Source organism: Pseudomonas reinekei, from assembly GCF_001945365.1.
Classification (GTDB): domain Bacteria; phylum Pseudomonadota; class Gammaproteobacteria; order Pseudomonadales; family Pseudomonadaceae; genus Aquipseudomonas; species Aquipseudomonas reinekei.
Window position 1 is genome coordinate 446,092 of sequence record NZ_MSTQ01000001.1, and the last position, 22,718, is coordinate 468,809.

20 protein-coding genes are annotated in these 22,718 nt (G+C 60.4%); 12 read left to right on the forward strand and 8 right to left on the reverse strand.

What is annotated here, in order from left to right:
* Positions 1-119 precede the first annotated feature (119 nt).
* Positions 120-1,742, forward strand: a complete 1,623-nt coding sequence (locus BVK86_RS02005; protein WP_075944815.1) for an MFS transporter — start codon at positions 120-122, stop codon at positions 1,740-1,742.
* Between the two features lie 105 nt (positions 1,743-1,847).
* The gene (lldD, locus tag BVK86_RS02010) at positions 1,848-2,999 is read left to right on the forward strand and encodes an FMN-dependent L-lactate dehydrogenase LldD (protein ID WP_075944816.1); all 1,152 of its coding nucleotides are present in this window, start codon (positions 1,848-1,850) and stop codon (positions 2,997-2,999) included.
* 50 nt (positions 3,000-3,049) lie between these two features.
* Here lldD and BVK86_RS02015 read toward each other — a convergent pair whose 3' ends face one another.
* Positions 3,050-3,418, reverse strand: coding sequence for a DUF427 domain-containing protein (locus BVK86_RS02015; protein WP_075944817.1), 369 nt, complete (start codon positions 3,416-3,418; stop codon positions 3,050-3,052).
* Positions 3,419-3,684: 266 nt separating this feature from the next.
* Here BVK86_RS02015 and BVK86_RS02020 point away from each other — a divergent pair, with 266 nt between their 5' ends.
* The 3 genes from BVK86_RS02020 to BVK86_RS02035 all read left to right on the forward strand — a co-directional run bounded on the left by BVK86_RS02020 (position 3,685) and on the right by BVK86_RS02035 (position 7,070).
* Positions 3,685-5,634: a DNA topoisomerase III gene (locus BVK86_RS02020; protein WP_075944818.1), complete on the forward strand. Its 1,950-nt coding sequence runs from the start codon at positions 3,685-3,687 to the stop codon at positions 5,632-5,634.
* A gap of 91 nt (positions 5,635-5,725) precedes the next feature.
* Positions 5,726-6,229: a GNAT family N-acetyltransferase gene (locus BVK86_RS02025; protein WP_075944819.1), complete on the forward strand. Its 504-nt coding sequence runs from the start codon at positions 5,726-5,728 to the stop codon at positions 6,227-6,229.
* A 511-nt stretch (positions 6,230-6,740) separates the two neighbouring features.
* Entirely contained in the window at positions 6,741-7,070 is a 330-nt protein-coding gene (locus tag BVK86_RS02035) for a hypothetical protein (protein ID WP_075944821.1), read from the forward strand.
* A gap of 83 nt (positions 7,071-7,153) precedes the next feature.
* Here the strand turns inward: BVK86_RS02035 and BVK86_RS02040 are convergent, their stop codons facing one another.
* Positions 7,154-8,656: an aldehyde dehydrogenase family protein gene (locus BVK86_RS02040; RefSeq protein WP_075944822.1), complete on the reverse strand. Its 1,503-nt coding sequence runs from the start codon at positions 8,654-8,656 to the stop codon at positions 7,154-7,156.
* Positions 8,657-8,963: 307 nt separating this feature from the next.
* Here BVK86_RS02040 and BVK86_RS02045 point away from each other — a divergent pair, with 307 nt between their 5' ends.
* Positions 8,964-9,479: an HvfX family Cu-binding RiPP maturation protein gene (locus BVK86_RS02045; RefSeq protein WP_075944823.1), complete on the forward strand. Its 516-nt coding sequence runs from the start codon at positions 8,964-8,966 to the stop codon at positions 9,477-9,479.
* Positions 9,480-9,529: 50 nt separating this feature from the next.
* Here the strand turns inward: BVK86_RS02045 and BVK86_RS02050 are convergent, their stop codons facing one another.
* The 5 genes from BVK86_RS02050 to BVK86_RS02070 all read right to left on the reverse strand — a co-directional run bounded on the left by BVK86_RS02050 (position 9,530) and on the right by BVK86_RS02070 (position 13,918).
* Positions 9,530-11,068 (reverse strand): ArnT family glycosyltransferase, encoded by a 1,539-nt coding sequence (locus tag BVK86_RS02050; protein WP_075944824.1) that lies wholly within the window; start codon positions 11,066-11,068, stop codon positions 9,530-9,532.
* Between the two features lie 3 nt (positions 11,069-11,071).
* Positions 11,072-11,350, reverse strand: coding sequence for a lipid-A-disaccharide synthase N-terminal domain-containing protein (locus tag BVK86_RS02055; protein ID WP_075944825.1), 279 nt, complete (start codon positions 11,348-11,350; stop codon positions 11,072-11,074).
* Complete coding sequence (locus BVK86_RS02060; protein ID WP_075944826.1) at positions 11,347-12,087, reverse strand: glycosyltransferase family 2 protein; 741 nt, start codon at positions 12,085-12,087, stop codon at positions 11,347-11,349. Before BVK86_RS02060 ends, BVK86_RS02055 begins: the two co-directional genes overlap by 4 nt.
* A gap of 46 nt (positions 12,088-12,133) precedes the next feature.
* Positions 12,134-13,111, reverse strand: a complete 978-nt coding sequence (locus tag BVK86_RS02065) for an NAD-dependent epimerase/dehydratase family protein (protein ID WP_075944950.1) — start codon at positions 13,109-13,111, stop codon at positions 12,134-12,136.
* Positions 13,112-13,297: 186 nt separating this feature from the next.
* Complete coding sequence (locus BVK86_RS02070; protein ID WP_075944827.1) at positions 13,298-13,918, reverse strand: cell wall hydrolase; 621 nt, start codon at positions 13,916-13,918, stop codon at positions 13,298-13,300.
* A gap of 141 nt (positions 13,919-14,059) precedes the next feature.
* On the opposite strand from BVK86_RS02070, the gene BVK86_RS02075 reads away from it, so the two are divergent.
* The 6 genes from BVK86_RS02075 to BVK86_RS02100 all read left to right on the forward strand — a co-directional run bounded on the left by BVK86_RS02075 (position 14,060) and on the right by BVK86_RS02100 (position 21,861).
* On the forward strand, positions 14,060-14,911 hold the full coding sequence (locus tag BVK86_RS02075; RefSeq protein WP_075944828.1) for a CAP domain-containing protein: 852 nt from the start codon (positions 14,060-14,062) through the stop codon (positions 14,909-14,911).
* 129 nt (positions 14,912-15,040) lie between these two features.
* Positions 15,041-16,039, forward strand: coding sequence for a GTP 3',8-cyclase MoaA (gene moaA / locus BVK86_RS02080; protein WP_075944829.1), 999 nt, complete (start codon positions 15,041-15,043; stop codon positions 16,037-16,039).
* Positions 16,040-16,173: 134 nt separating this feature from the next.
* Positions 16,174-17,520, forward strand: a complete 1,347-nt coding sequence (gene chrA, locus BVK86_RS02085) for a chromate efflux transporter (protein WP_075944830.1) — start codon at positions 16,174-16,176, stop codon at positions 17,518-17,520.
* A 320-nt stretch (positions 17,521-17,840) separates the two neighbouring features.
* Positions 17,841-19,205, forward strand: a complete 1,365-nt coding sequence (locus tag BVK86_RS02090) for a glutamine synthetase family protein (protein ID WP_075944831.1) — start codon at positions 17,841-17,843, stop codon at positions 19,203-19,205.
* A gap of 136 nt (positions 19,206-19,341) precedes the next feature.
* Positions 19,342-20,628, forward strand: a complete 1,287-nt coding sequence (locus BVK86_RS02095) for an NAD(P)/FAD-dependent oxidoreductase (RefSeq protein WP_075944832.1) — start codon at positions 19,342-19,344, stop codon at positions 20,626-20,628.
* Positions 20,629-20,976: 348 nt separating this feature from the next.
* Positions 20,977-21,861, forward strand: a complete 885-nt coding sequence (locus BVK86_RS02100) for a serine hydrolase domain-containing protein (protein WP_075944833.1) — start codon at positions 20,977-20,979, stop codon at positions 21,859-21,861.
* 5 nt (positions 21,862-21,866) lie between these two features.
* Here the strand turns inward: BVK86_RS02100 and BVK86_RS02105 are convergent, their stop codons facing one another.
* Entirely contained in the window at positions 21,867-22,535 is a 669-nt protein-coding gene (locus tag BVK86_RS02105; protein WP_075944834.1) for an ATPase, read from the reverse strand.
* Positions 22,536-22,718 lie beyond the last annotated feature (183 nt).

Genomic DNA, 22,718 nt, shown 5'->3' on the forward strand with positions numbered 1-22,718 from the left:
CGCGAGCAGGCTCGCTCCCACAGAGTTGGCCTTAGATACACAGACATCGAGCACCACCCCTGCAAGGAATACGCAACATCAGTGGAACAACAAAAACAATCACTGTGAGGGATACCGATATGTCAGAACATGCTCAGCCCCTGGAAGCCGTGCGCAGCGCGGGCACCAGCCAGGAAACCCAGAAAGTCATCTTCGCCTCGTCACTTGGCACGGTGTTCGAGTGGTATGACTTTTTCCTGTATGGCGCCCTCGCGGCGGTGATCAGCAAGCAGTTTTTTGCCGGGGTCAACGACACCACGGCATTCATTTTTGCCCTGATGGCCTTTGCCGCCGGTTTCATCGTCAGGCCGTTCGGGGCCCTGGTGTTCGGTCGATTGGGGGACATGATCGGCCGCAAATACACCTTCCTCGCCACCATCGTCCTCATGGGCCTGGCCACCTTCTGCGTCGGTCTGTTGCCGACCTACGCCAGCATCGGCATCGCCGCTCCGATCATCCTCGTGGTGCTGCGCATGCTTCAGGGCCTGGCCCTGGGCGGTGAATACGGCGGCGCCGCGACCTATGTAGCGGAACACGCCCCCATCGGCAAACGCGGCTTCCACACCAGCTGGATTCAATCCACCGCCACCCTCGGCCTGTTGCTGTCGCTGCTGGTGGTACTCGGTTGCCGCTACTTCACTGGCGATCAGTTTGAAGTCTGGGGCTGGCGTATCCCGTTCCTCTTTTCGATCGTTCTGCTGGGCATCTCGACCTGGATTCGCCTGAGCCTGCACGAGTCGCCCGCCTTCGTGAAAATGAAAGAGGAAGGCAAGCTCTGCAAGTCGCCGATCCGCGATTCCTTCGGCAAATGGGAAAACCTCAAAGTCGTGCTGATCGCCCTGTTCAGCATCAATGCCGGGCAAGCCGTGACCTTCTACGCGGCGCAGTTCTACGTGCTGTTCTTCCTCACCCAGTTCCTGAAGATGGACCCGGCCGTGGCCAACGGTTTGCTGATCGTCAGCGTGACCATTGGCGCACCGTTCTTCATCTTCTTCGGCTGGCTGTCGGACAAGGTCGGGCGTAAACCGATACTGATGCTCGGCCTGTTGCTGGCCACCGTGCTGTACTTCCCGATCTTCAAGACCCTGGCCCACTACGCCAACCCGGCCATCGACCTGGCCAGCCGCCAGGCACCGATCACCGTACTGGCCGACCCGGCCACCTGCACCTTCCAGTTCGACCCGGTGGGCAAAGCGAAATTTGATAGCCCGTGCGACAAGGTCAAGACCTTCCTGGTCAAGCAAGGCCTGCCCTACCAGAGCGCTGAGGGCCCGGCCGGCAGCGGCGTGCAGGTCAGTGTCGGCGACGTGAAGATCGACGGGTTCGACGAGGCCGCATTGCGTGGCGCGGTGACCCTCGCCGGTTACCCGCAACAGGCTGATATGCAGCAGATCAACAAACCGATGATCGTCGCCCTGATCGTGGCGCTGATCATTATTTCCGCCATGTGCTACGGCCCACTGGCAGCGCTGATGGTCGAACTGTTCCCGACCCGCATCCGCTACACCTCGATGTCGCTGCCCTACCACATCGGCAACGGCTGGTTCGGCGGGTTCCTGCCGACCGTGTCGTTTGCATTGGTGGTCTACACCGGGGATATTTTCTACGGGCTGTGGTATCCGGTGCTGATCACCGGGGTGAGCCTGGTGGTGGGAATGATCTGCCTGCGTGAGACGCGCAACGTCGATCTGAACAAGAACTGACACCTACCCAGGAAAGGAGCCGGCTTGCTGGCTCCTTCAGCTTTACCATCGTTTATTAGGCTAACCTGACGCCAAGAATCGTCACTATCAGATCAAGGCAAGCGCATGATCATTTCTTCTGCATCCGACTATCGCGAGGCAGCACGTCGCAAACTCCCACGCTTTTTGTTCGATTACATCGATGGTGGTGCTTACGCGGAACATACGCTGAGGGCTAACAGCGCCGACCTGACCGGGATCAGCCTGCGCCAGCGCATCCTGAAAAACGTCGAAACCCTGAGCCTCGAAACCACCCTCTTCAATCAGCCCCTTTCAATGCCGATCATCCTCGCACCCGTGGGGCTGACGGGCATGTTTGCCCGCCGCGGTGAAGTGCAGGCCGTGAAGGCCGCGCAGAACAAGGGCATTCCCCTGTGCCTGTCCACCGTCTCGGTGTGTTCGATCGAAGAAGTCGTGGCGCACAGCGAGCAATCCATCTGGTTTCAGCTGTATGTGCTCAAAGACCGCGGCTTCATGCGCAACGCCCTGGAGCGGGCGAAGGCTGCCGGGGTGAAGAACCTGGTGTTCACCGTCGACATGCCCACCCCCGGCGCCCGCTACCGCGACGCGCACTCGGGCATGTCCGGCCCGTTTGCGTCATCGCGGCGCATGCTGCAGGCGATGACCCGTCCCGACTGGGCCTTCAACGTCGGGCTCATGGGCCGCCCCCATGATCTGGGGAACATCTCCAAGTACCTCGGCAAAGCCGTGACACTTGAGGACTACATGGGCTGGCTGGCCAACAACTTTGACCCGTCGATCAGCTGGAGCGATCTGGAATGGATTCGTGATTTCTGGAAAGGCCCGATGATCATCAAAGGCATCCTCGATCCCCAGGATGCGAAAGACGCAGTGAGTTTCGGCGCCGATGGCATCGTCGTGTCGAACCACGGCGGCCGGCAGCTGGACGGCGTGCTCTCGACCACCAAGGCATTGCCGCCGATCAAGCAAGCCATCGGCGATGACCTGACGGTGCTGGTCGACTCGGGTATCCGCTCGGGGCTGGACGTTGTGCGCATGCTTGCGCTGGGTGCCCAAGGCGTGTTGCTGGGGCGTTCGATGGCTTATGCGTTGGCGGCCGATGGTCAACGCGGGGTGGAAAACATGCTGGATATTTTCGCCAGGGAAATGCGCGTGGCGATGACGTTGACCGGGGTAACATCGATTGCCCAGATCGACGAAAGCACGCTGGTGCAGGCTTTCAAAAGTGCCGACTGACGATGATCGTTCCAGCGGTCTGCGCAACCACTCGTCAGCCGGAACGGCCATCACTCGTCGAGTTCAACGACCTCGAATTTAACCTGGTCAGGATAAAACGCCATGTAGTTCTGAATCGGTGCCACCGACACCTTGGGATGTTCATAACTCCAAACCGCATTCGCACCTTCATGCCCTGGAATTTGCAAACTGAAATAGCTGGCATCGCCCTTGTACGGGCAATAACTGGTGTGATCGGTGCGGGCGTAATACTTCTCGTCGATGTCCTCGCGGGGCACGTAGTACACCGGCGGATAATTGGCCTCAAGCAACACCAGCGCGCGGGAGGACGCCGCGACCTGGATCCCGTGAAACTTCACCAGCAGGCAACCGGGCTGCTCGGCGATGGTGATGACAGGGCTGGGACCTGAGCTTTTCATGGAAATCTTCCTCATGACGGTGATGGAATGGTGGGAGCCCCACCCGCTTGTGGCGAGGAGCGTGCTCCCGTTGGGCTGTGAAGCGGCCCCCGATAATCGAATGCGTGATCAGTCAGGTATAAACCATCTTTAGCCATCACGACTGCTTCACAGCCGAATGGGTGTCAGAAACACCAAGCTGTACATCCATACAGATAATGATTGCTCCGGCGCGCATCACCGGCCATTCTGTGCACCTCCCCGGACACTGATCGACGATGGTGGTTATGCGGCTGTACCTCTGTGAAAAACCTTCCCAGGCCAAAGACATCGCGGCCGTGCTCGGCGCCAGACGCCGTGGCGACGGCTGCTGGCTGGGCACGGACGTCACGGTGACCTGGTGCATCGGCCATCTGCTGGAAACCGCACCGCCGGATGCCTATGACGCGCGCTACAAGCGCTGGGTGCTGGCCGACCTGCCGATCATTCCGGACAAATGGAAGATGACCGTCAAACCGCGCACAGCGAGCCAGTACAAGGCGGTCAAACGCCTGCTCGGCGAAGCCTCGGAACTGGTCATCGCCACCGACGCCGACCGTGAGGGCGAGATGATCGCCCGGGAACTGGTGGAACATTGTCGGTATCGCGGGCCGATCCGCCGCTTGTGGCTGTCGGCGCTGGACGACGCCTCGATCCGCAAGGCCCTCGCGGCGCTCAAGCCTGGCGCCGAAACCTTCAGCCTCTACCATTCCGCGCTGGGACGCAGTCGGGCCGACTGGTTGATCGGGATGAACATGAGCCGGTTGTTCACCCTGCTCGGCCGCCAGTCCGGGTATCAGGGCGTGTTGCCGGTGGGCCGGGTGCAAACCCCGACCCTGCGCCTGGTGGTGGATCGCGACCGCAGCATTGCCGACTTCGTCCCGGTCGCCTACTGGGCCATCGACGTGCAATTGCTGCATGACGGCACGGCCTTTACCGCGCAATGGCGAGCGGCATCCGGGGTTTGCGACGATCAGGATCGCTGCTTGAATCAGGCCCTGGCCCAGCAGGCAGCCGCCGCCATGATGGGCGCAAAAAGTGCCAGGGTGATCAAGCTGCGCACCGAGCGCATGCGTGAAGTCGCGCCACTGCCGTTCGATTTGGGCACGTTGCAGGAAGTCTGCTCGAAGAAGCTCGGGCTCGGCGCCCAGGAAACCCTCGACATCGCCCAGGCACTCTACGAAACCCACAAGGTGATCACCTACCCGCGCAGTGACTGCGGCTACTTGCCCGTCAGCCAGCACAGCGAGGCTCCGGCCATTCTCGCCGCGCTCAGACAAGCCGACCCGGCACTGGATGCCTTGCGCGATCATCTGGAGCCCCATCGGCGCTCACGGGCCTGGAACGATGCCAAGGTCAGCGCGCACCACGGCATCATCCCCACCGCGGCGGCGAAAAACCTCGAACGCCTGACCGGCAAGCACCGCGCGGTCTATACGCTGATCCGGGCACGGTATCTCGCGCAGTTTCTACCCAACCACGAATACGACCGCACCCAGGCCGATTTCGACTGTGCCGGTGAAGCCTTGCGCGCGGTTGGCAAGCAGATCGTCGAACCCGGCTGGAAACGCGCCCTGCCCGAAGCCCTCGCCCCGGCCAAGGGTCGAGAAGCCCCGGCGCCGCAAACCTTGCCCAACCTGCGCGAAGGCATCGATTGTGCAGTGGACAACGTGCAACTCAAGGACCTCTGGACCCAACCACCCAAACCGTTCACCGAGGGCGACCTGATCAAGGCGATGAAAAACGTCGCCAAACTGGTGGAAGATCCGCTGCTCAAGCAAAAACTCAAGGACACCACCGGCATCGGCACCGAAGCGACCCGCGCGTCGATCATCCAGGGCTTGCTCGACCGTGGTTATCTGATCAAGAACGGCAAGGCGCTTTCTGCCACGCCAGCCGCTTTCAGTTTGATCGATGCGGTCCCGCGCGCCATTGCCGATCCGGGCACCACGGCCATCTGGGAGCAGGCGCTGGACATGGTGCAGAGCGGTGAAATGAGCCTCGAAGAGTTCGTCACCAAACAGGCGGCGTGGATGAGCAAGCAGGTCAGCCGATGTGCCGGCCTGAGCCTGACCATCAGTGGCCAGGCGAGCCCTGCCGGCCGCGCTGCCACGCCATGGAAAAACAAACGCAAACCCACCAAGCGCAAAGCGGCGGCTGGCAGCAAGCGCCCGGCAAAACCGACGAGCAAGGCTTGAACCGTTTGCTATCGATACCTAACACCTTTAGGCGCCACGCGGAAAATACGCCGGACTATCCTTGACCGAAGGACATCAGGAGCCTCTCGTCATGCCCTCGATAGAACTTCACGCCGCCCATCGCGATGAGCTGGAAACCATTGAAAACCTGATGCAGTTCTACACCTACGACTTCAGCGAATGGTTACCGCTGCCCTTGGGCGAATCCGGTTTTTTCCAACTCCGGCCCCTGCCGGCCTATTGGCACAGACCCGCGACCCGTCCGTTCTTGATCCGGGTTGACGGTGAACTGGCTGGTTTCGTAACCGTAGATGGTGACACTCACCTGCCCGGCGCCCAATTCAACATCGGCTACTTGTTTGTCAGCCGTCGCTTTCGTGGCCAGGGTGTCGAGAAGTTTGTCGTTTCTACCCTATTGAGCCGATTTCCCGGTCAATGGCAAATTTTCCACATCGAGGCGAACCCGCCTGCGCGGCTGTTCTGGGCCGCCGTGATGCCCGATATCAGCGCAGGCCGATTCTCTCGGCACTCCCTCATGGCAGAAGGTTACCCCTGCACCTTTTACCGCTTCGAGGCACCCTCGCCGTCAGCCTGACCGGCGTTATTTTTAATTCCCCACAGCTTTGTCCGACAATATGTAGTGCCTAAAAATAATCACTACAAAACCGTTGACGAGCACGATTTGCCCTTGCATGATGCAGACGTCTCCCCGATCGGGAGTACACGCAACACGCTTGAGCAAGCTCGTCTGACCGCCGAGCTGTTTTTTCCGGATACACGCTGCCCACAAGGCAGATTGAAGAAGCTGACCTGGCCTGAACGTCCAGTACAAGGACGAGAAGCGCTGGCGATCCATCCTCATGAAGCTTGTGGCCGACCCTGAAAACGTCGGCAGGGGCCAAAGGTAATCGCTGCTTCTCTTCGTTGTGACGCTATTGCGTAGCAGTTATTCAACACGACTACATGCAACAGACGCGGGACCTCGTCGCTTATGACGGACGACTGCTGACGTCCTGGTTTCGGTGCCAGGGATCAACTAACCGATGGGCTACTTGTATTAGCGAATCAACTTTGAAAGATCACCAAATGGTCAAGGGGGCTTTATCATGAATCTGAACAATCAACCGACTATCGAAGAACTGGCTCGTATGTTCGCTGCGCAAAAAGACAGCCACGACAGCCATATCCTGTGGATCAGCAAAACGGGTCAGGTTCACATTGACTGCCTGTCGCCACATGCCCATGAAGCAGAGTTTGACCAGAACAACCAGAACCTGCTCGCCCGACTGAAGATGTACCGTCGCGGCCAGGGCTATGTCGGCAAGAAAGCCGCGGCCGACAAAGACTTCATCGGTAATGTTCTGCAAACGCTGAAACAGGCCTGGGACTCGATGCAGAACAAGAACGAAGTTCGGGTGATTGATCGGTTCTACTAATTGAAATGAGTCATTGCTGACTTATAAATAAAAAGGGCCTGCTCTTAATTAAAGCAGGCCCTTTTTTTGTCCAGCAGGATCACTCAGCGTTTGACGCCCAGATCGACCTGAATCATGCGGCTGCGAATGGTGAACACGCCATCGCCAGAAAGAATCGCACTGCGCGCAAACAGGCGCCCGCTCTCCCAGTTCGACAAACCCAGTTCCGGTTTGTTGAGCGCGTACTGACCATCGACCCAACGGGTGATGCCGTTGCCAACAAAAGGCGCGTTGACGGCGTTATAAAAACGCTCCTGCGTCGACGCGTCTTCGCTGATCAGCGACACCGTGAACTGGGGGCTGTAGCGATTGAACAAGGCGATGGCGCTGTGCAGATCGTCGACGATTTTCAGGCTGACTTCCGGGGTTTCTTCCCATTCCCACTCGCGGCCCAGTTGATCTTCGGGCAGCGGTTCGGCCAGTGCTTCGGTCTGGTAGCCTTCGGCGCGATACACCTCGACGGTTGCATCCAGCCAATCCGCCGGCAGGAAGGCTTCGCTGCCTTCTACGATGTGCAACTTGCAGCCCTGGCCCCGTGCCTTGCCGGCCTGTTGCAAGGCATCGAGAAACACTGGTACCAGCTCGGCGGCGCGATCGCGCTGGATCAGGCACACATTCAGGGTGTTGCAGACTTTGCGGTCGAGGGAGTTGCGCACCACGCTGGCAAAGCGGCTGGTATCGGCGTCGGTATCAGCGACGAGCCACGCGCCACCGGTGCCGTGCAGGCTGACAGCGGTGCCGGCCTGTTGCGCGATGCTGCCCAATTGGCTGACCGCACGCCCCGAACCCCGGGCCACGGCCAGCGACAGACGTCGGTCGGCGAACATCGCCCAACCGGCCGCGTGATTGACGCTTTCCACCAACGACACCGCGCCGCTCGGCAACCCGGCATCGCAGAGCGCCGGATTCAGCGCGTGGGTAACGATGGCCTGGGCGGTGCCCAACGCATCACTGCCGATGCGCAGCACTGCGGTGTTCCCGGTGCGCAACACGCCAGCGGCATCGGCGAAGACATTCGGCCGGCCTTCGAAAACAAACGCGACGATGCCCAGCGGCGAGACCACTTGCTCGACTTTCCAGCCATCGTGCTCGACGCAACTGATTACCTGGCCGCGCGTGGCCGAGGCATCACGCCAGGCGCGCAGGCCGGCAATCATGTCGCGGCGCATGCGCTCATCGGCCAGCAACCGCGTGGTCGAACGGCCTCGGGCCTTGGCTCGCTCAATGTCGGCCAGGTTGGCCGCTTCGATCAAGGCCCAGCATTGCGCAGTTTCAAGGCGCTGGGCGAACAGATCGAAGAAGTGGCTGATCGCCTCATCCGACACCGCCGACATCGCGGCAAACGCGACTTCAGCACGCTCGATGGCCACGGCGGCGGCCTGCTGGTCCGCCACCGGGATCAGCAACAATTCGCCGCTGACCTGCTCCACCAGCAGGTGGTCCCCGGGCTGGAAGCGTTCCGCCAATTCGGGGCTGACCACAGTGACACGGTTACCAGCGAAAGGGATCGGCGTGCCAGCAACTAGACGTTCGAGCGCAAGAGACATGAAGCGGATTCACCATGTAATGGGCGGGCAGAAAATGTATAGCAAAAGTCCCCGAGCGTCATCCGCTCCCAAGGCATACGCCTCCAGAACACCGGTGATCCCTGTGGGAGCAAGCTCGCTCCAACAGGAATTTGCGGCGTTTTCAGATGGCTACGTATCACAGTGTGTACAGCCCCGCCCCTGACACAACAGGCCTTCAATTCCCGACGTGCAAGACACATCGCAGATACACCCGCCTGCTGAAATTCACTGGTCGCTAACGGGCGTACGTCGCCCACCCTCACTGAATTGAAAGAGACTACCGTCCATGAACACTTCGATTTCGTCGGCCGTCAAAGGCCTGCACCTGAACCTGGATCGCGCCGGCAACTGGATCGCGCCTTTGACGCTGCGAGTGTTCCTGGCCTGGGAGTTTTTCGAGTCGGGCCTGGAGAAATTCAATGGCGAAAACTGGTTCGCCGACATTCAGGACCGCTTTCTGTTTCCATTCAACCACCTGCCGGCCACGCTGAACTGGGAACTGTCGATGTGGGTGGAATTGATCTGCGCCCTCGCCTTACTGGTTGGTTTGGCGACCCGGTTTTCGGCCATCAGTCTGATCGTGGTCACCATCGTCGCAACCGCCGCCGTGCACTGGCCGGCCGACTGGTCGAGCCTGAGCGAACTGGCACAGGGTTACTCGATCACCAACAAAGGCTACGGCAACTTCAAACTGCCACTGATCTACCTCGCCGCACTGGTGCCGCTGCTGCTCTCGGGGCCGGGCAAACTCAGTCTCGATGCGTTGCTGGCCCGGTTCTTCTGGCGTCGCAGTCATAGCTGATACCCACTGGCCAAACAAAAGGGGACTTCCATGAAGTCCCCTTTTTAACCTCAGCGATGGGTCACCTGCCCGGGCACCGTTGCGCGCCACGAAAACCGATACACCGTCGATGTCGAAACCGACCCGCACTGCCCATTATCCGCAGCCACCCCAACAATCGACCACTGCGCCCGGGAGTTCTCCCCCAACTCCCGCGCAACCTCGGGCTTGAAGCAACGGCTCAGCACGTTGTCCGGCACCAATGCATAGTCATCGGGATGCTCACGCAACCATTGCGCCGCCCGCTCCACCGTGGAATCAAGCATGCCGAAATGCACGATCGGCTGGCGGGCGAACAGCCAGTGCCCTTCGCTCCAGTTGACCAGCACCAGGTCCGCGCCATGGGTCATGGTGCTGGCCTGCGCCATGATCGTCTGATTGGGATTGATGCCGTCCTTGACCGGTTCGACGAACCCCCGGGCAAACCACAGCACGAACCAGGTCGCGACCAGCGCCGGGAACATTTTTCGAAAGCGAGGGCGCGGACGGAACCAGCGTTGCAGCAACCACGGCACCAACGGCGCGGCCACCAGCACCAGACCCGGGAGTGCCGGGTAGATGTACAACTTGCGCTTGCCACTGCTGATGCAGAAAAACAGCACGACCAAAGCCAGCCAGCCCAGCAGCACCAACACCCGACCGTCACGTTTTTGCAATTGACGTCGCCAGGCAGGCACCAGCCAAGGCAACACCAGCACAAGCGGCAGCCAATACTGCGGAATGACGTTGGTGAAGAAGTACCAGAACGGTTCGCGGTGATGCCACGCGGCGGCATAGCGCCCTGCCGTCTGGCGCAGGAGGATTTCTCGCGCATAGGCGATTTCATCAGCGCTGCCATTGAACGCGATGGACAAGGCCAGGGGCAGCAGCCAGATGGCAATGGCCGCCAGCATGATCACCCATCCGAGCAGCCACTTGCGCGCTTCGCCCGGCATTGCCACCACGCCTGGCCAGCCTTTGCGAACCGCATAGGCATACGGGATCAACATCAACGCCGGGAGAAACCCGACGCCTTTGGTGATCACGCCGATCCCCATCGCCGCGCATCCCACATAGAACCAGCGCCAGGCCGGCCCGAGCAGTAAATGTCGCGCCAGCCCGTAAAGACCAAGAGTCGTGAACAGAATCAGCAAGCTGTCGATCTGCCCGGTGCGCAGGATGCTGTAGGTCTGGTAAGTCGCCAGGTACAGCAGCGCGGCGATGCGTCCGATGCGCTGGGTCCACAAGCGACGGCCAAGGTCGTAAACCATTGCCGTCACCGTTACCGCCGAAAACAGCCCCGGAATATAAAGCGCGATATTGGGTTTGCCGGTCAGCCAGACGAAGAACGCCACCGTCCACATGAAAATCGGCGGTTTGTCGCCGTAGATTTCCCCGGCCCGGTGCGGGATCAGCCACGAGCCGTTGTCCAGCATCTCCAGCGCCACGCCAAGGAAGCGTTCCTCATCGACGTTCTGCGCCTGACGCAACCCCAGGCCCGCGCCGATCAATATCAGGGCGAAGAGCATCAGGCCCAGGCACTCGATCCGGGGCGACAGCGTTCTGTGCATGACTTATTCCTTGAGGTCTTTGCTTTTCTTGATCAATTGCAGATTGCGCAGATAAACGATCGAGCCGAACGCCTGACCGGCGATGAACACCGGGTCCTGGCGATAGATCGCATAGGCGAACAGCAACGTGCTGCCGACAATGCTCAGGTACCAGAAACTGGTCGGGATCACGCTGCGTTTCTTGTATTCGCTGTACAGCCACTGCAAGACAAAACGACCGGTAAACGCAATCTGGCCGGCGAAGCCGACCATCAACCACAGGGCTTCACGGGTCAGCATCATCCTTCGATCTCCTGCGCATGGGTGTTCAGGCGGGTCCGGCGAATCAGCCACCACACCCCGACAAGATCGAGAATGCCCACCAGGGCACGGTCGAGGTTGCCGTACTTGGACACCCCGGTCGTCCGTGGCCGATGGTTGACCGGGTGGACGATCATTCGACCGTTGTGCCGCTGGATCAGGGCCGGAATATAGCGATGCATGTGGTCGAAATACGGCAGGCGCAGAAACGCCGTGCGCTCAACCAGCTTCAAACCGCAACCGGTGTCCGGCGTGGCGTCCTTGAGCAAACGGCTGCGCAAGCCGTTGGCGAAGCGCGACGCCCAGCGTTTGCTCGCGGTGTCGCGACGATTGACCCGGTGCCCGGCCACCAACTGCACGTCGCCCCTGCCCGGCTCGCCGCGCACCAGCGCCAGCATGCCGGGGATGTCCGCCGGGTCGTTCTGCCCGTCGCCATCGAGGGTCGCCAGCCACTGGCCGCGCGCTTCGCGGGCCGCGTGGTAAAGCGAAGTGCTCTGCCCCAACGAACGCTCATGGTGCAGGATGCGCAAGGCGTTCAAGCCGTTGTGCTTGATCTGCCGCAGTTCGTGCAGGGTGGCATCGGTACTGCCATCGTCGACGACGATGATTTCGTAGGCCTCGCCGGCCAGCGCCACGCGGATTTCCTCAAGCAATGGCTTGAGGTTGTTCGCTTCGTTTTTTGCTGGAATCAGTACGGATACAAAAATGTCCTGGCTCATGGAGTCTCCTCGCCTCTTGGTTTAACCGTTATCAGTGGCGAACGATTCATCTCTGATAAAACTGCCGATACCACTTCACAAATTGCGCGACGCCCGTTGCCACCGACACCTGCGGCTGGAAGTCGATCCACGCGGTCAGCGCCGAGACATCGGCCCAGGTCTTGACCACGTCACCGGCCTGCATCGGCAGGTAATGGCGCTCGGCCGGACGATCCAGCGCCGATTCCAGGCACTCGATAAAATCCAGCAGCGCCACTGGCTGGCCGCGCCCGATGTTGAACAATTGATTGATGCCCCGGCCCGGCTCGGCGGGCAGCGGCGGACGCGTGCGCAAACGACAGAGGCTTTCGACGATGTCGTCGATATAGGTGAAGTCGCGCGCCATTTCGCCGTGGTTGTAGACATCGATGGGCTGGCCCTTGAGCATCGCGTCGGTGAACTTGAACAGGGCCATGTCGGGCCGGCCCCAGGGGCCGTAAACCGTGAAGAAGCGCAGGCCGCTGGCCTTCAGGCCGTATAAATGGCAGTAGCTGTGCGCCAGTAATTCATTGGCGCGTTTGCTCGCGGCATACAGCGAAACGGGATGATCGACAGGGTCCTGGACGCTGAACGGCATCTTGCTGTTGCTGCCGTAGACCGAGCTGCTCGACGCGTAGATCAGGTGCGCGGGACGATGGTGTCGACAGGCTTCCAGCACATTGAGGAAACCCACCAGGTTCGATTGCGCGTAGACATCGGGGTTGTCCAGTGAGTAGCGCACGCCGGCCTGAGCCGCCAGATGCACCACTTCGCTGAAGCCGTGATCGCGAAACAGCGTCATCAACGCAGGCTTGTCGACGATGTCCAGTTTGAGGAAGCGAAACCCCGGTAACGATGCGAGTTCGTTGAGCCGGGCTTGCTTGAGCGTCACGTCGTAGTAGTCGTTGAGGTTGTCGATCCCGACCACCTCATGCCCCTCCAGGCACAAACGCCTGGCTGTGTGAAAGCCAATGAATCCGGCGGCGCCGGTGACGAGAACCGTCACGAGGCACTGACCCGTGCGCACGCACCGATCGGTGCGGTGTTACTGCTCGATAACCACGCCTGTTCCATGTTCCGTTCCACTCATGACGTTTCTAACGCGTTGTTTTGTCATGAAGCTTGTAGAACAGAAATGTTTCAGTTTCGGTGGTCTAGATGAATGGCGAACAGTGTTCCCGCTTAAAAGCGACTACTTCGCATCCCCGCCTTGGGGCTTGTAAAACTTGAACAAACCGATGTTCGCCGTGTTGGTGTACTCCTTGGCCCAAGTCGGTTTTACCGTTCGGTCGTGGAAGTAAAGTGCGCCTTTGGTGCGATCCGGCAGTTGCTTGTTCAGCGCCTTGCGCGCGATCTCCTTGGCCAGCGCGTAAGGCACTTCCTCCTGAACCGAGTCGGCGCGCCCGTCGCACCACCAGGAAAACTGGCAGCTCTTGGTTTCCGAGCCTTGCTTGACCACACCGCAAACCGTATCGGGAAAACCCTCATGACCGAGGCGGTTCATGACCACGTTGGCCACCGCTTCCATGTCGGCAGCGTCCTTGCCTTTGGCCTCCCAGTAGATTGACCGGGCGAGACAGGTAATGGCGTCGTCCAGCGGCGCCTTGCCCGCCGGGTCCACGGCCTGCACTTCGGGTTGGGTGATGGCTTCAGACTTGGGGACCGGTGCCGGACTGCTGTTGTCGGCAGCCTTCTGCTCCAGTACCTCGGCCTTGTCTTCGGCGACTTTTTGGGTTTGCTGTTGATCGGCGGCGAATGCCGGACCGGCAAGCACTATCAGGGCGACGCAGGTTGCTATCCAGTTATGGCGCATGGCTGGGCACTACTCTGTTGGCAGTTCGTTTGAGTGTAGTAGTGAAATGATTGCACTTGTGCCACAACTTTGGGGAAAATCCGTTGCCTGTGACAGGGTAACTTCGCGCATCATGGGCGCAGTCAGCTCAAGGAGATTTCCATGCGTTTCCTACCATCCGCCCTGCGCTTTGCCGGTTTGTCAGTGGGCCTGCTGTTGGCCACCAGCGCCGTGGCGAGCGAAGAGTCGCAATTGATCGAATCGATCAACGTCTATCGCAGCCAGTTGCAACGTTGCGCCGGTCAGGTCTCATCGGAACTGCCACCGCTGGCGGCCGACCCACGTTTGGCGCTGTCGGCCACCAGCATCGGCAATTTGCAGCAGGCCATGGTGACGGCGGGCTACCCGATGAAGAACGTACAAGCGATCAGCCTCTCCGGGCCGCGTGATGCGCCATCGGCGATGAAAGCCATTCAGGAAAGTTTTTGCCAGATCGTGCTCGACCCGCAATTTGTCGATGTCGGCGTCAGCCGTCAGGACCGTGAGTGGCGCATTGTCGTGGCGCGTCCATTGTTGAGTGCACGCCTGGGAGACTGGCAGGCTGAAGGCCAGAAGTTACTTGCCGAACTCAATGCCGCACGCACCCAGCCGCGCCAGTGCGGCACGCAAGCGTTCAACGCGACCACGCCTCTGGCCTGGAACGCTACGCTCGGCGCCGCCGCCGAAGCCCACGCCCGCTCGATGGCCAACAACAATTTCTTCGACCACAAGGATCGCGACGGCCGTACCCCGGGCGACCGCGCAGAGCTGGCTGGCTACAACTTCCAGCAAATCGGCGAAAACATCGCCGCCGGACAAGACAGCGTGCGCAAAGTCGTCGACGGCTGGCTGGCCAGCCCTGGCCACTGCGCCAACCTGATGAACCCGCAGTTCAACGAATTGGGCGCGGCGTATGCCAATGATCCGAAGAGTGATGCGGGGATCTACTGGACGGCGATGTTTGGCGCGCAGTAGATCCCATCATAGACCCGCTCGATCAAGCAGTTACTGATACTGATTGGACGTCCCTGCCAGATGCTTTTAGTCTGCGCACAAAGCCGTTAATCGCGGAGTACGCCACTCGAGACGCCACGCGGAGATGTCATGTCAGAACGAATCTTGATCGATGGCTTCTCCCGCCGCGTGGACTATCTGCGGATGTCGGTCACTGACCGGTGCGATTTCCGTTGCGTGTATTGCATGGCCGAGGACATGCAGTTTCTGCCACGCCAACGGGTGCTGACCCTGGAAGAGATTTATCAAGTAGCCGAAAGCTTCGTCGCGCTGGGCACCCGCAAGATTCGCCTGACCGGTGGCGAACCGCTGATTCGCAAGGGCGTGGTGCAACTGTGCGAAAAGATCGCCGCCCTGCCCGGCCTGCGTGAATTGTGCATGACCACCAACGGCTCGCAGTTGGCCAAACTGGCCCGGCCGCTGTTCGAAGCCGGGGTCAAACGCCTCAACATCAGCCTTGACTGCCTGGACCCGCAACGCTTTCGCGAACTGACCCGCACCGGTGATCTGGCCCAAGTGATCAAGGGCATCGACGCCGCCAACCATGCAGGTTTTCGCAACACCAAACTCAATTGTGTGGTGATGAAGGGCCGCAACGATCACGAGATCAACGATCTGGTGAGTTTTGCCATCGAGCGCAATCTCGACATTTCCTTCATTGAAGAAATGCCGCTGGGCGTCATCAATGAACACAGCCGCGCCGAATCGTTTTTCTCAAGCAGCCAGGTCCGCGATCGGATCGCCGAACGCTACACGTTGATTGAATCCGCCGAGTCGACTCAAGGCCCGTCGCGCTACTGGCGGCTGGCCGAGGCGCCGCAGATTCGCCTGGGGTTCATTTCGCCCCACAGCCACAACTTCTGCGGCACTTGCAACCGGGTGCGGCTGACGGTCGAGGGTCGCTTGCTGCTGTGCCTGGGCAATGAACATTCTGCGGATTTGAAGGCCGTGTTGCGTAGCCATCCAGGACAGCCCGAACGCCTGGAGAAAGCCATCATCGAAGCGATGAAACTCAAGCCCTATCGACACAGTTTCGAGGTGAACGACGAGGTCCAGGTCGTTCGTTTCATGAACATGACCGGCGGCTGAAACCGATGATCGTCAGAGCCAAACCATCGGTCTGCTTATCCAGCAAGCGGTTCAGATGAAACATCGACTTTCCAAATCGCTCAAGCATCGCTAGTGTCATCGCCTCCACGCGCATCGACACAAGGAGCAAAGGCTTGAGCGTCTCACCCGAACCGGAACAGCCCCAGCCTCAAGCCATCAGCCTGCGCGAAGCCTTGCGCTTCTGGATCAAGCTCGGCTTCATCAGTTTCGGCGGGCCGGCGGGACAGATTTCGATCATGCATCAGGAACTGGTCGAGCGCCGGCGCTGGATTTCCGAGCGCCGCTTTTTGCACGCGCTCAACTACTGCATGTTGCTGCCCGGGCCCGAGGCCCAGCAACTGGCGACCTACATCGGCTGGCTGATGCACCGCACCTGGGGTGGCGTGATCGCGGGCGTGCTGTTTGTGCTGCCTTCGCTGTTCATCCTGATCGGCTTGTCCTGGGTGTACATCGCCTTCGGTGAAGTACCGGTGGTGGCTGGCCTGTTTTACGGGATCAAACCGGCGGTAACCGCGATCGTACTGCAAGCCGCCCACAGGATCGGCTCCAGGGCGTTGAAGAACGGCTGGCTGTGGGGCATCGCCGCCACTTCCTTCGTGGCGATCTTTGCGTTGAACGTGCCGTTTCCGCTGATCGTGCTCGGTGCCGCGGTGATCGGCTACTTCGGTGGGCGCCTGGCACCGGAAAAATTCCGCGCCGGTGGCCACCGCGCTACGCAAAAAACCTTCGGCCCGGCACTCATCGACGATGACACGCCGCCCCCTGAACACGCCCGTTTCAGCGGCCGGAAGGTGATGCGCCTGGCCGTGATCGGTGTGTTCCTGTGGACCTTGCCCATGGCCATACTGACCGCGTTGTTTGGCTGGGACGGCACGCTCACGCAAATGAGCTGGTTCTTCACCAAGGCGGCGCTGCTGACGTTTGGTGGCGCTTATGCGGTGTTGCCGTATGTCTATCAGGGCGCCGTCAGTCATTACGGATGGCTGACGCCGACGCAGATGATCGACGGCCTGGCCCTCGGTGAAACCACGCCTGGGCCACTGATCATGGTGGTGGCGTTCGTCGGGTTTATCGGGGGCTACGTGCTGCACGTCTTCGGCCCGGACCAGGCCTTTGTCGCCGGTGCCGTCGCGGCAACGCTGGTGACCTGGTTCACCTTCCTGCCGTCGTTCCTGTTCATCCTCGTCGGCGGGCCGCTGGTGGAATCGACGCACAATGAACTGAAGTTCACCGCACCGTTGACAGCGATCACCGCTGCCGTGGTGGGGGTGATTCTCAACCTGGCATGCTTTTTCGGTTACCACGTGCTTTGGCCCAAAGGCTTCGACAATCCCCTGGACTGGCCTTCGTTGCTGATCGCCGTTGCAGCGGCCATTGCCTTGTTCCGCTTCAAGCGGGGCGTGATCGAGGTGTTGCTCGGCTGCGGATTGATCGGTCTTGGCGTGCACCTGCTGCGGTGAATGAAACATTTACAGGCGTCACATTCCCCCCTAGTATCCAGACACGCCCGGCTGGCAGGTCCACCTGCCGCCGACGAACTCCAATGCCGGAAACATCCGTTATGAACCGCATTGTCAACCTGCCCATGGCCTTGAGCCGTTCCAAACTCCGTCACTCCGCACGTCCGCCGGATAGCACCCTGCTCGCCTGATCGCGCCCCAAACGCGTAGAGCCCCCTCCTTCGCTAATCCTTTGCCTGCATGCTCCGGATCTTTGTATCCGTCGTCATGCCGAGGCCCGTATCCGCGCGTCCGCAGGACGCCAACGTGAGTGACGAACCATGAAATTCGCAGCCCTTGAAGACGCCCAGACTTTTCTGGCGAACAACCCTGACATCGACATGATCGAGCTGTTCATTCTCGATGCCAACGGCGTGCCGCGAGGCAAACTGTTGCACCGCGAAGAACTGCTGGCGGTGTATGAAAGCGGTCGTCCGCTGCCCAGCACCATCCTCGGCCTGACCTTGCAAGGCGACGACGTCGAGAACTCCGGGCTGGTCTGGGATGTGGGCGACATCGATTGCCGTGCCTACCCCCTCGAAGGCAGTCTGGTGCGATTGCCGTGGCGGCAGATTCCGACAGCTGCGGTGCAAGTCAGCATGCACCCGCAACAAGGCATGCCAGCGAGCATCGCCGACCCGCGCCACCTGCTGATCAACGTGATCGAGCGTTTGAAGGCCGAGGGTTACTACCCGGTCATGGCGTGCGAGCTGGAGTTCTACTTGCTCGATGCCAAGCGCGATCATCTCGGTCGCCCACAACCGGCGCTGGATGCTGACGGCGGTCGACCGCGACACACGCAGGTATACGGCCTGCGCGAGCTGGAACAGATCGAACCGTTCCTCGCCGACCTCTATTCGGCGTGCAAACTCCACGGCATTCCAGCGCGCACGGCGATTTCCGAATACGCGCCGGGCCAGGTGGAAATCACCCTGGAACACGGCGATGCCTTGCAGGCGATGGACCAGGCAGTACGCTACAAACGTCTGGTCAAAGCCATTGCCCACAAGCACGGCATGCAGGCCACTTTCATGGCCAAACCCTTCGATCATCTGGCGGGCACCGGCATGCACATTCACGTCAGCCTCGCCGATGCCGAGGGCCGCAACCTGTTTGCCTCCGAAGACCCGGCAGGCACACCACTGCTGCGCACGGCCATTGGCGGCATGCTCGCCTCCTTGCTCGATTCGCTGTTGCTGTTCTGTCCTAACGCCAACTCCTACCGGCGTTTCCAGGCCAACAGCTACGCGCCGCTGGCACCGACTTGGGGGGTCGACAACCGCACCGTGAGCCTGCGCGTACCGGGCGGCCCGGCCAACAGCCGGCACATTGAACACCGCATCTGCGGCGCCGACGCCAACCCGTACCTGGCGGCAGCGGCGATCCTCGCCGGCATTCATCGCGGCATCAGCGAAAACCTTGATCCGGGTGAACCGGTGGAAGGCAACGGCTACGCACAGGCCACGCAATTGCTGCCCACCGACTGGCTGACGTCGCTGACGGCACTGGAAAACTCGTCGTGGGCGCGGGACGCGTTGGGGCAGGAATTTCTTGGGGTGTATCTGGCGGTCAAACGGGCCGAGTACCGGCAGTTCATGGCGCAAGTGGGTGAGCAGGATTGGCGTTGGTATTTGACTGAGGCGTAACCCGTCGGTACCCCAATCCCTGTGGGAGCGAACTGCTCGCGAAGAGGCCGTGTCAGCCAACATCATTGCTCAATGACACACCGCTATCGCGAGCAGGCTCGCTCACACAGGTAAATCTCTTTACCTGGACAACACCATGACTCAACAACGCTGCAATTCCTACTACACCGCCACCCTCAACCAGGACACCGATTACCCGCCCCTGCAGGGCCAGCACCGGGTCGACGTGGTGATCATCGGCGGCGGTTTTACCGGTGTCGCCACCGCTGTCGAGCTCGCGGAAAAAGGCCTGAAAGTCGCCATCGTCGAAAGCCATAAAATCGGCTGGGGCGCCACCGGGCGCAACGGTGGCCAGGTCACCGGGAGCCTGTCGGGCGATGAAGCGATGCGCAAACAAATGCGCCGCACCCTCGGCGAGGACGTCGACGACTTCATCTGGCACCTGCGCTGGCGCGGTCACCAGATCATCAAGCAACGCGTCGCGAAATACGGCATCGCCTGCGACCTCAAGCACGGCCATCTGCACGCCGCTTACAAGCCCGCCCACATGGAGGGCCTGCGCAAGGATTACGACGAAGCCGTAAGGCGTGGCATGGGCGATGAAGTCAGCCTGCTCGACCGCAGCCAGGTACGTGACCTGCTGCAAAGCGACCTCTACCACGGTGCAATCAAGAACACCCGCAACATGCATTTGCACCCGCTCAACCTGTGCATCGGCGAAGCCCGGGCGGCGCAAAGCCTCGGCGCGCTGATCTTCGAGAACAGCGAAGTGCTGGAAATCATCCATGGCGCTACGCCGGGGGTGCGCACCGCCCACGGTCGCATCGATGCCAATCAGGTGCTGCTGGCCGGTGACGTCTATCACAGGCTGGAGCCGGGCAAGCTCAAGGGCAAGATTTTCCCGGCCATGGGTGGCATCGTCACCACCGCACCGCTGGGGGATCTGGCCAAACAGATCAACCCCGAAGACCTTGCCGTGTACGACTGCCGTTTCGTGCTCGACTACTACCGCCTGACGGCCGACGGGCGCTTGCTGTTCGGCGGTGGCGCCAATTACAGCGGCAAGGATTCACGGGACATCGCCGCAGAATTGCGCCCGTGCATCGAGCAGACTTTCCCGGCACTCAAAGGCGTGGCCATCGACTACCAGTGGAGTTGCGCGATGGGCATTGTGATCAATCGCATTCCGCAACTGGGCAAGCTCTCGGACAACGTCTGGTATTGCCAGGGCTACTCCGGCCACGGCATCGCCACCAGCCACATCATGGGTGAAATCATGGGCCGCGCGATCACCGGGCAGCTGGAACACTTCGACACCTTCGCCGCCTGCGAGCACATTCGCGTGCCGATGGGCGACTGGCTGGGCAACCCGATGCTGGCGGCGGGCATGTGGTACTACCAGATGCTCGAGCGATTGCGCTGAGTCGTCTGTCTTGGTACCGGGGCACTTTCAACAGGGATGTTGTCAGCGCCACCGCCCCTGTGACAGCCGCGATGGGAATACCCAACGGCGACGACGCGCAAGCTGTCCAAACCACCCGTTCAATACAAACCCTCTGGTCAGGTATCAATTGTTTCGATCTTTCAAATCATGAAGCCGAATTTTTTATTGGGTGATGGGCTGTTCAAAATGGCGCCTACCTCCCTCATTCCGGATGAACACTTCATGAATCTGAATTTTGCATTTGCCTGCATGATCGTGGTTTCGTTTACCATCGCGCTGGTACACACCTGACCCCTAACGGGCCTGCCCTCCATCCAGAGTCGATTCATGCTTTTTTCCCTTGTATCGAATGGCACCTTGCTCACGCCTCTACGGCCAAAGACGAAGGTGCCCTGGTGGAGCTTTACCAAAACCGTGCTGTCGGCGGCAGCCCTGTCACTGGTGCGAGACGGGCGGATCGGTCTCGATGATCCCCTTCCGGAGGGGCCGTTCACACTGCGACAGCTGCTGCGGCACGAAGCCGGGCTGGCGGATTATTCCGAACTCGCGGACTACCACGCCGCCGTGGCCCGTCATGACACCCCTTGGCCCGCCGATGAAATGCTGCAGCGCCTGGATGCCAGTCGATTGCGATACGCACCGGGTGAAGGCTGGCGCTACTCGAACGTCGGCTATCTGTGGGTTGCACGCATCATTGAGCGCATCACCGACCTTTCCCTTGAACAGGCGTTAACGCAGCGAGTGTTCGTGCCCCTCGACCTGTCAAATGCGCATCTGGCAAAGACCCGGGATGATTTGAACGGGGTGAGCATGGGAACCGCCGCCACTTACGACCCTGGCTGGGTCTATCACGGCTTGCTGGTCGGCCCGCTCGATCAGGCAGCGCTGTGTCTGGATCGAGTACTGAGTGGCGACTTCCTACCTGCGCCGCTGTTGCAGGACATGCAGACAGCGCGCGTGCTCGGCGGACCGATTGCCGGACGCCCATGGACCGCCCCTGGCTACGCGCTCGGCCTGATGCACGGCACCGTGGCGAGCGGCTTGACCCTGAGCGGACACACCGGCGTCGGCCCCGGCAGCAACGTCGCGGTTTATCGCGGCGTTCATGCCGGTAGATCCGCGAGTTGCGCAGTGTTTCATGAGGGCAGCGACGAAGGGTTGGTTGAAGCCGAAGCGGTCAACCATCTGGCGGCAAGCCTGGGAGTTCTTTAGCCGCATCAATTGCTGGCAACATGCCTCGCAGTATCGGCATTCACCAGCGCCTTCAACGACGCATCGAATTGCTTCAGCGCATTGACTTGCAACTCGGTCTGCTGACCAATCTGCGCGGCAATCTGCGGCGCGGCCTTGCCATGCACCCACACCGACGGCATTTGCTGGGTGCGCGAGCCTTCGGCCTGGCCGATGTACTGCAGGTTCGCATCGTAGAACCTGGCCATGAACCGCGCTTCAACCTGGCTGTTGCGCTTGGAGACCAGGCGGCTGTAAGTGTCGAGCATCACCACCACATCGGGGTGGGCCTGCACCGCCGCATCAAGGTTGTCGTAGACCGTCACCGAAGCGAACTCCTTCTGCAACGAGCCCATCAACCAATTAATCGCCCGCTGCGGATCGGAGCTGTCAACGAACGCCTGGCTGATGCGTGAATCCAGCTGCGGATTCTTCGCACCATTCATCGCCACGGCGTGGTAGCGCTCCAGATATTCCTGGGTATTGAGGGTGTTTTCGCTATAAAGCACCGCCACGGTTTGCGCCTTCTTCAAGCTGGCAGCGCTATCGGCTATGGGCAGGAAGTGGCAGGACGGATCGGCCGCAACGGCCGGAGCGGCAACAGCAACGCTGCCGCTGAACACGGCAACAAAAGCCAGCAAGGTCGAGATTCTCATCGCGCTGATTCCTTCAAAGGCGAGATTGGTATGACCCTATCCTCCTCTGATGACAGAAAAACAGAACTTGCATTCTTTAATGATGGATATCGACCAAATGAATGGTAGCTATGAGCGCAGCCCCCAATCGCCCGCCGATACTGTTCAATCCGCGCCCAGACCCTCCCAGCTCGGCTGGGCGAT

Bases quoted from the DNA above. Each gene is read 5' to 3' on its own strand.
- BVK86_RS02005 (WP_075944815.1), top strand. From the start codon at position 120: ATGTCAGAACATGCTCAGCCCCTGGAAGCCGTGCGCAGCGCGGGCACC.
- lldD (WP_075944816.1), top strand. From the start codon at position 1,848: ATGATCATTTCTTCTGCATCCGACTATCGCGAGGCAGCACGTCGCAAA.
- BVK86_RS02015 (WP_075944817.1), bottom strand. From the start codon at position 3,418: ATGAAAAGCTCAGGTCCCAGCCCTGTCATCACCATCGCCGAGCAGCCC.
- BVK86_RS02020 (WP_075944818.1), top strand. From the start codon at position 3,685: ATGCGGCTGTACCTCTGTGAAAAACCTTCCCAGGCCAAAGACATCGCG.
- BVK86_RS02025 (WP_075944819.1), top strand. From the start codon at position 5,726: ATGCCCTCGATAGAACTTCACGCCGCCCATCGCGATGAGCTGGAAACC.
- BVK86_RS02035 (WP_075944821.1), top strand. From the start codon at position 6,741: ATGAATCTGAACAATCAACCGACTATCGAAGAACTGGCTCGTATGTTC.
- BVK86_RS02040 (WP_075944822.1), bottom strand. From the start codon at position 8,656: ATGTCTCTTGCGCTCGAACGTCTAGTTGCTGGCACGCCGATCCCTTTC.
- BVK86_RS02045 (WP_075944823.1), top strand. From the start codon at position 8,964: ATGAACACTTCGATTTCGTCGGCCGTCAAAGGCCTGCACCTGAACCTG.
- BVK86_RS02050 (WP_075944824.1), bottom strand. From the start codon at position 11,068: ATGCACAGAACGCTGTCGCCCCGGATCGAGTGCCTGGGCCTGATGCTC.
- BVK86_RS02055 (WP_075944825.1), bottom strand. From the start codon at position 11,350: ATGATGCTGACCCGTGAAGCCCTGTGGTTGATGGTCGGCTTCGCCGGC.
- BVK86_RS02060 (WP_075944826.1), bottom strand. From the start codon at position 12,087: ATGAGCCAGGACATTTTTGTATCCGTACTGATTCCAGCAAAAAACGAA.
- BVK86_RS02070 (WP_075944827.1), bottom strand. From the start codon at position 13,918: ATGCGCCATAACTGGATAGCAACCTGCGTCGCCCTGATAGTGCTTGCC.
- BVK86_RS02075 (WP_075944828.1), top strand. From the start codon at position 14,060: ATGCGTTTCCTACCATCCGCCCTGCGCTTTGCCGGTTTGTCAGTGGGC.
- moaA (WP_075944829.1), top strand. From the start codon at position 15,041: ATGTCAGAACGAATCTTGATCGATGGCTTCTCCCGCCGCGTGGACTAT.
- BVK86_RS02090 (WP_075944831.1), top strand. From the start codon at position 17,841: ATGAAATTCGCAGCCCTTGAAGACGCCCAGACTTTTCTGGCGAACAAC.
- BVK86_RS02095 (WP_075944832.1), top strand. From the start codon at position 19,342: ATGACTCAACAACGCTGCAATTCCTACTACACCGCCACCCTCAACCAG.
- BVK86_RS02100 (WP_075944833.1), top strand. From the start codon at position 20,977: ATGCTTTTTTCCCTTGTATCGAATGGCACCTTGCTCACGCCTCTACGG.
- BVK86_RS02105 (WP_075944834.1), bottom strand. From the start codon at position 22,535: ATGAGAATCTCGACCTTGCTGGCTTTTGTTGCCGTGTTCAGCGGCAGC.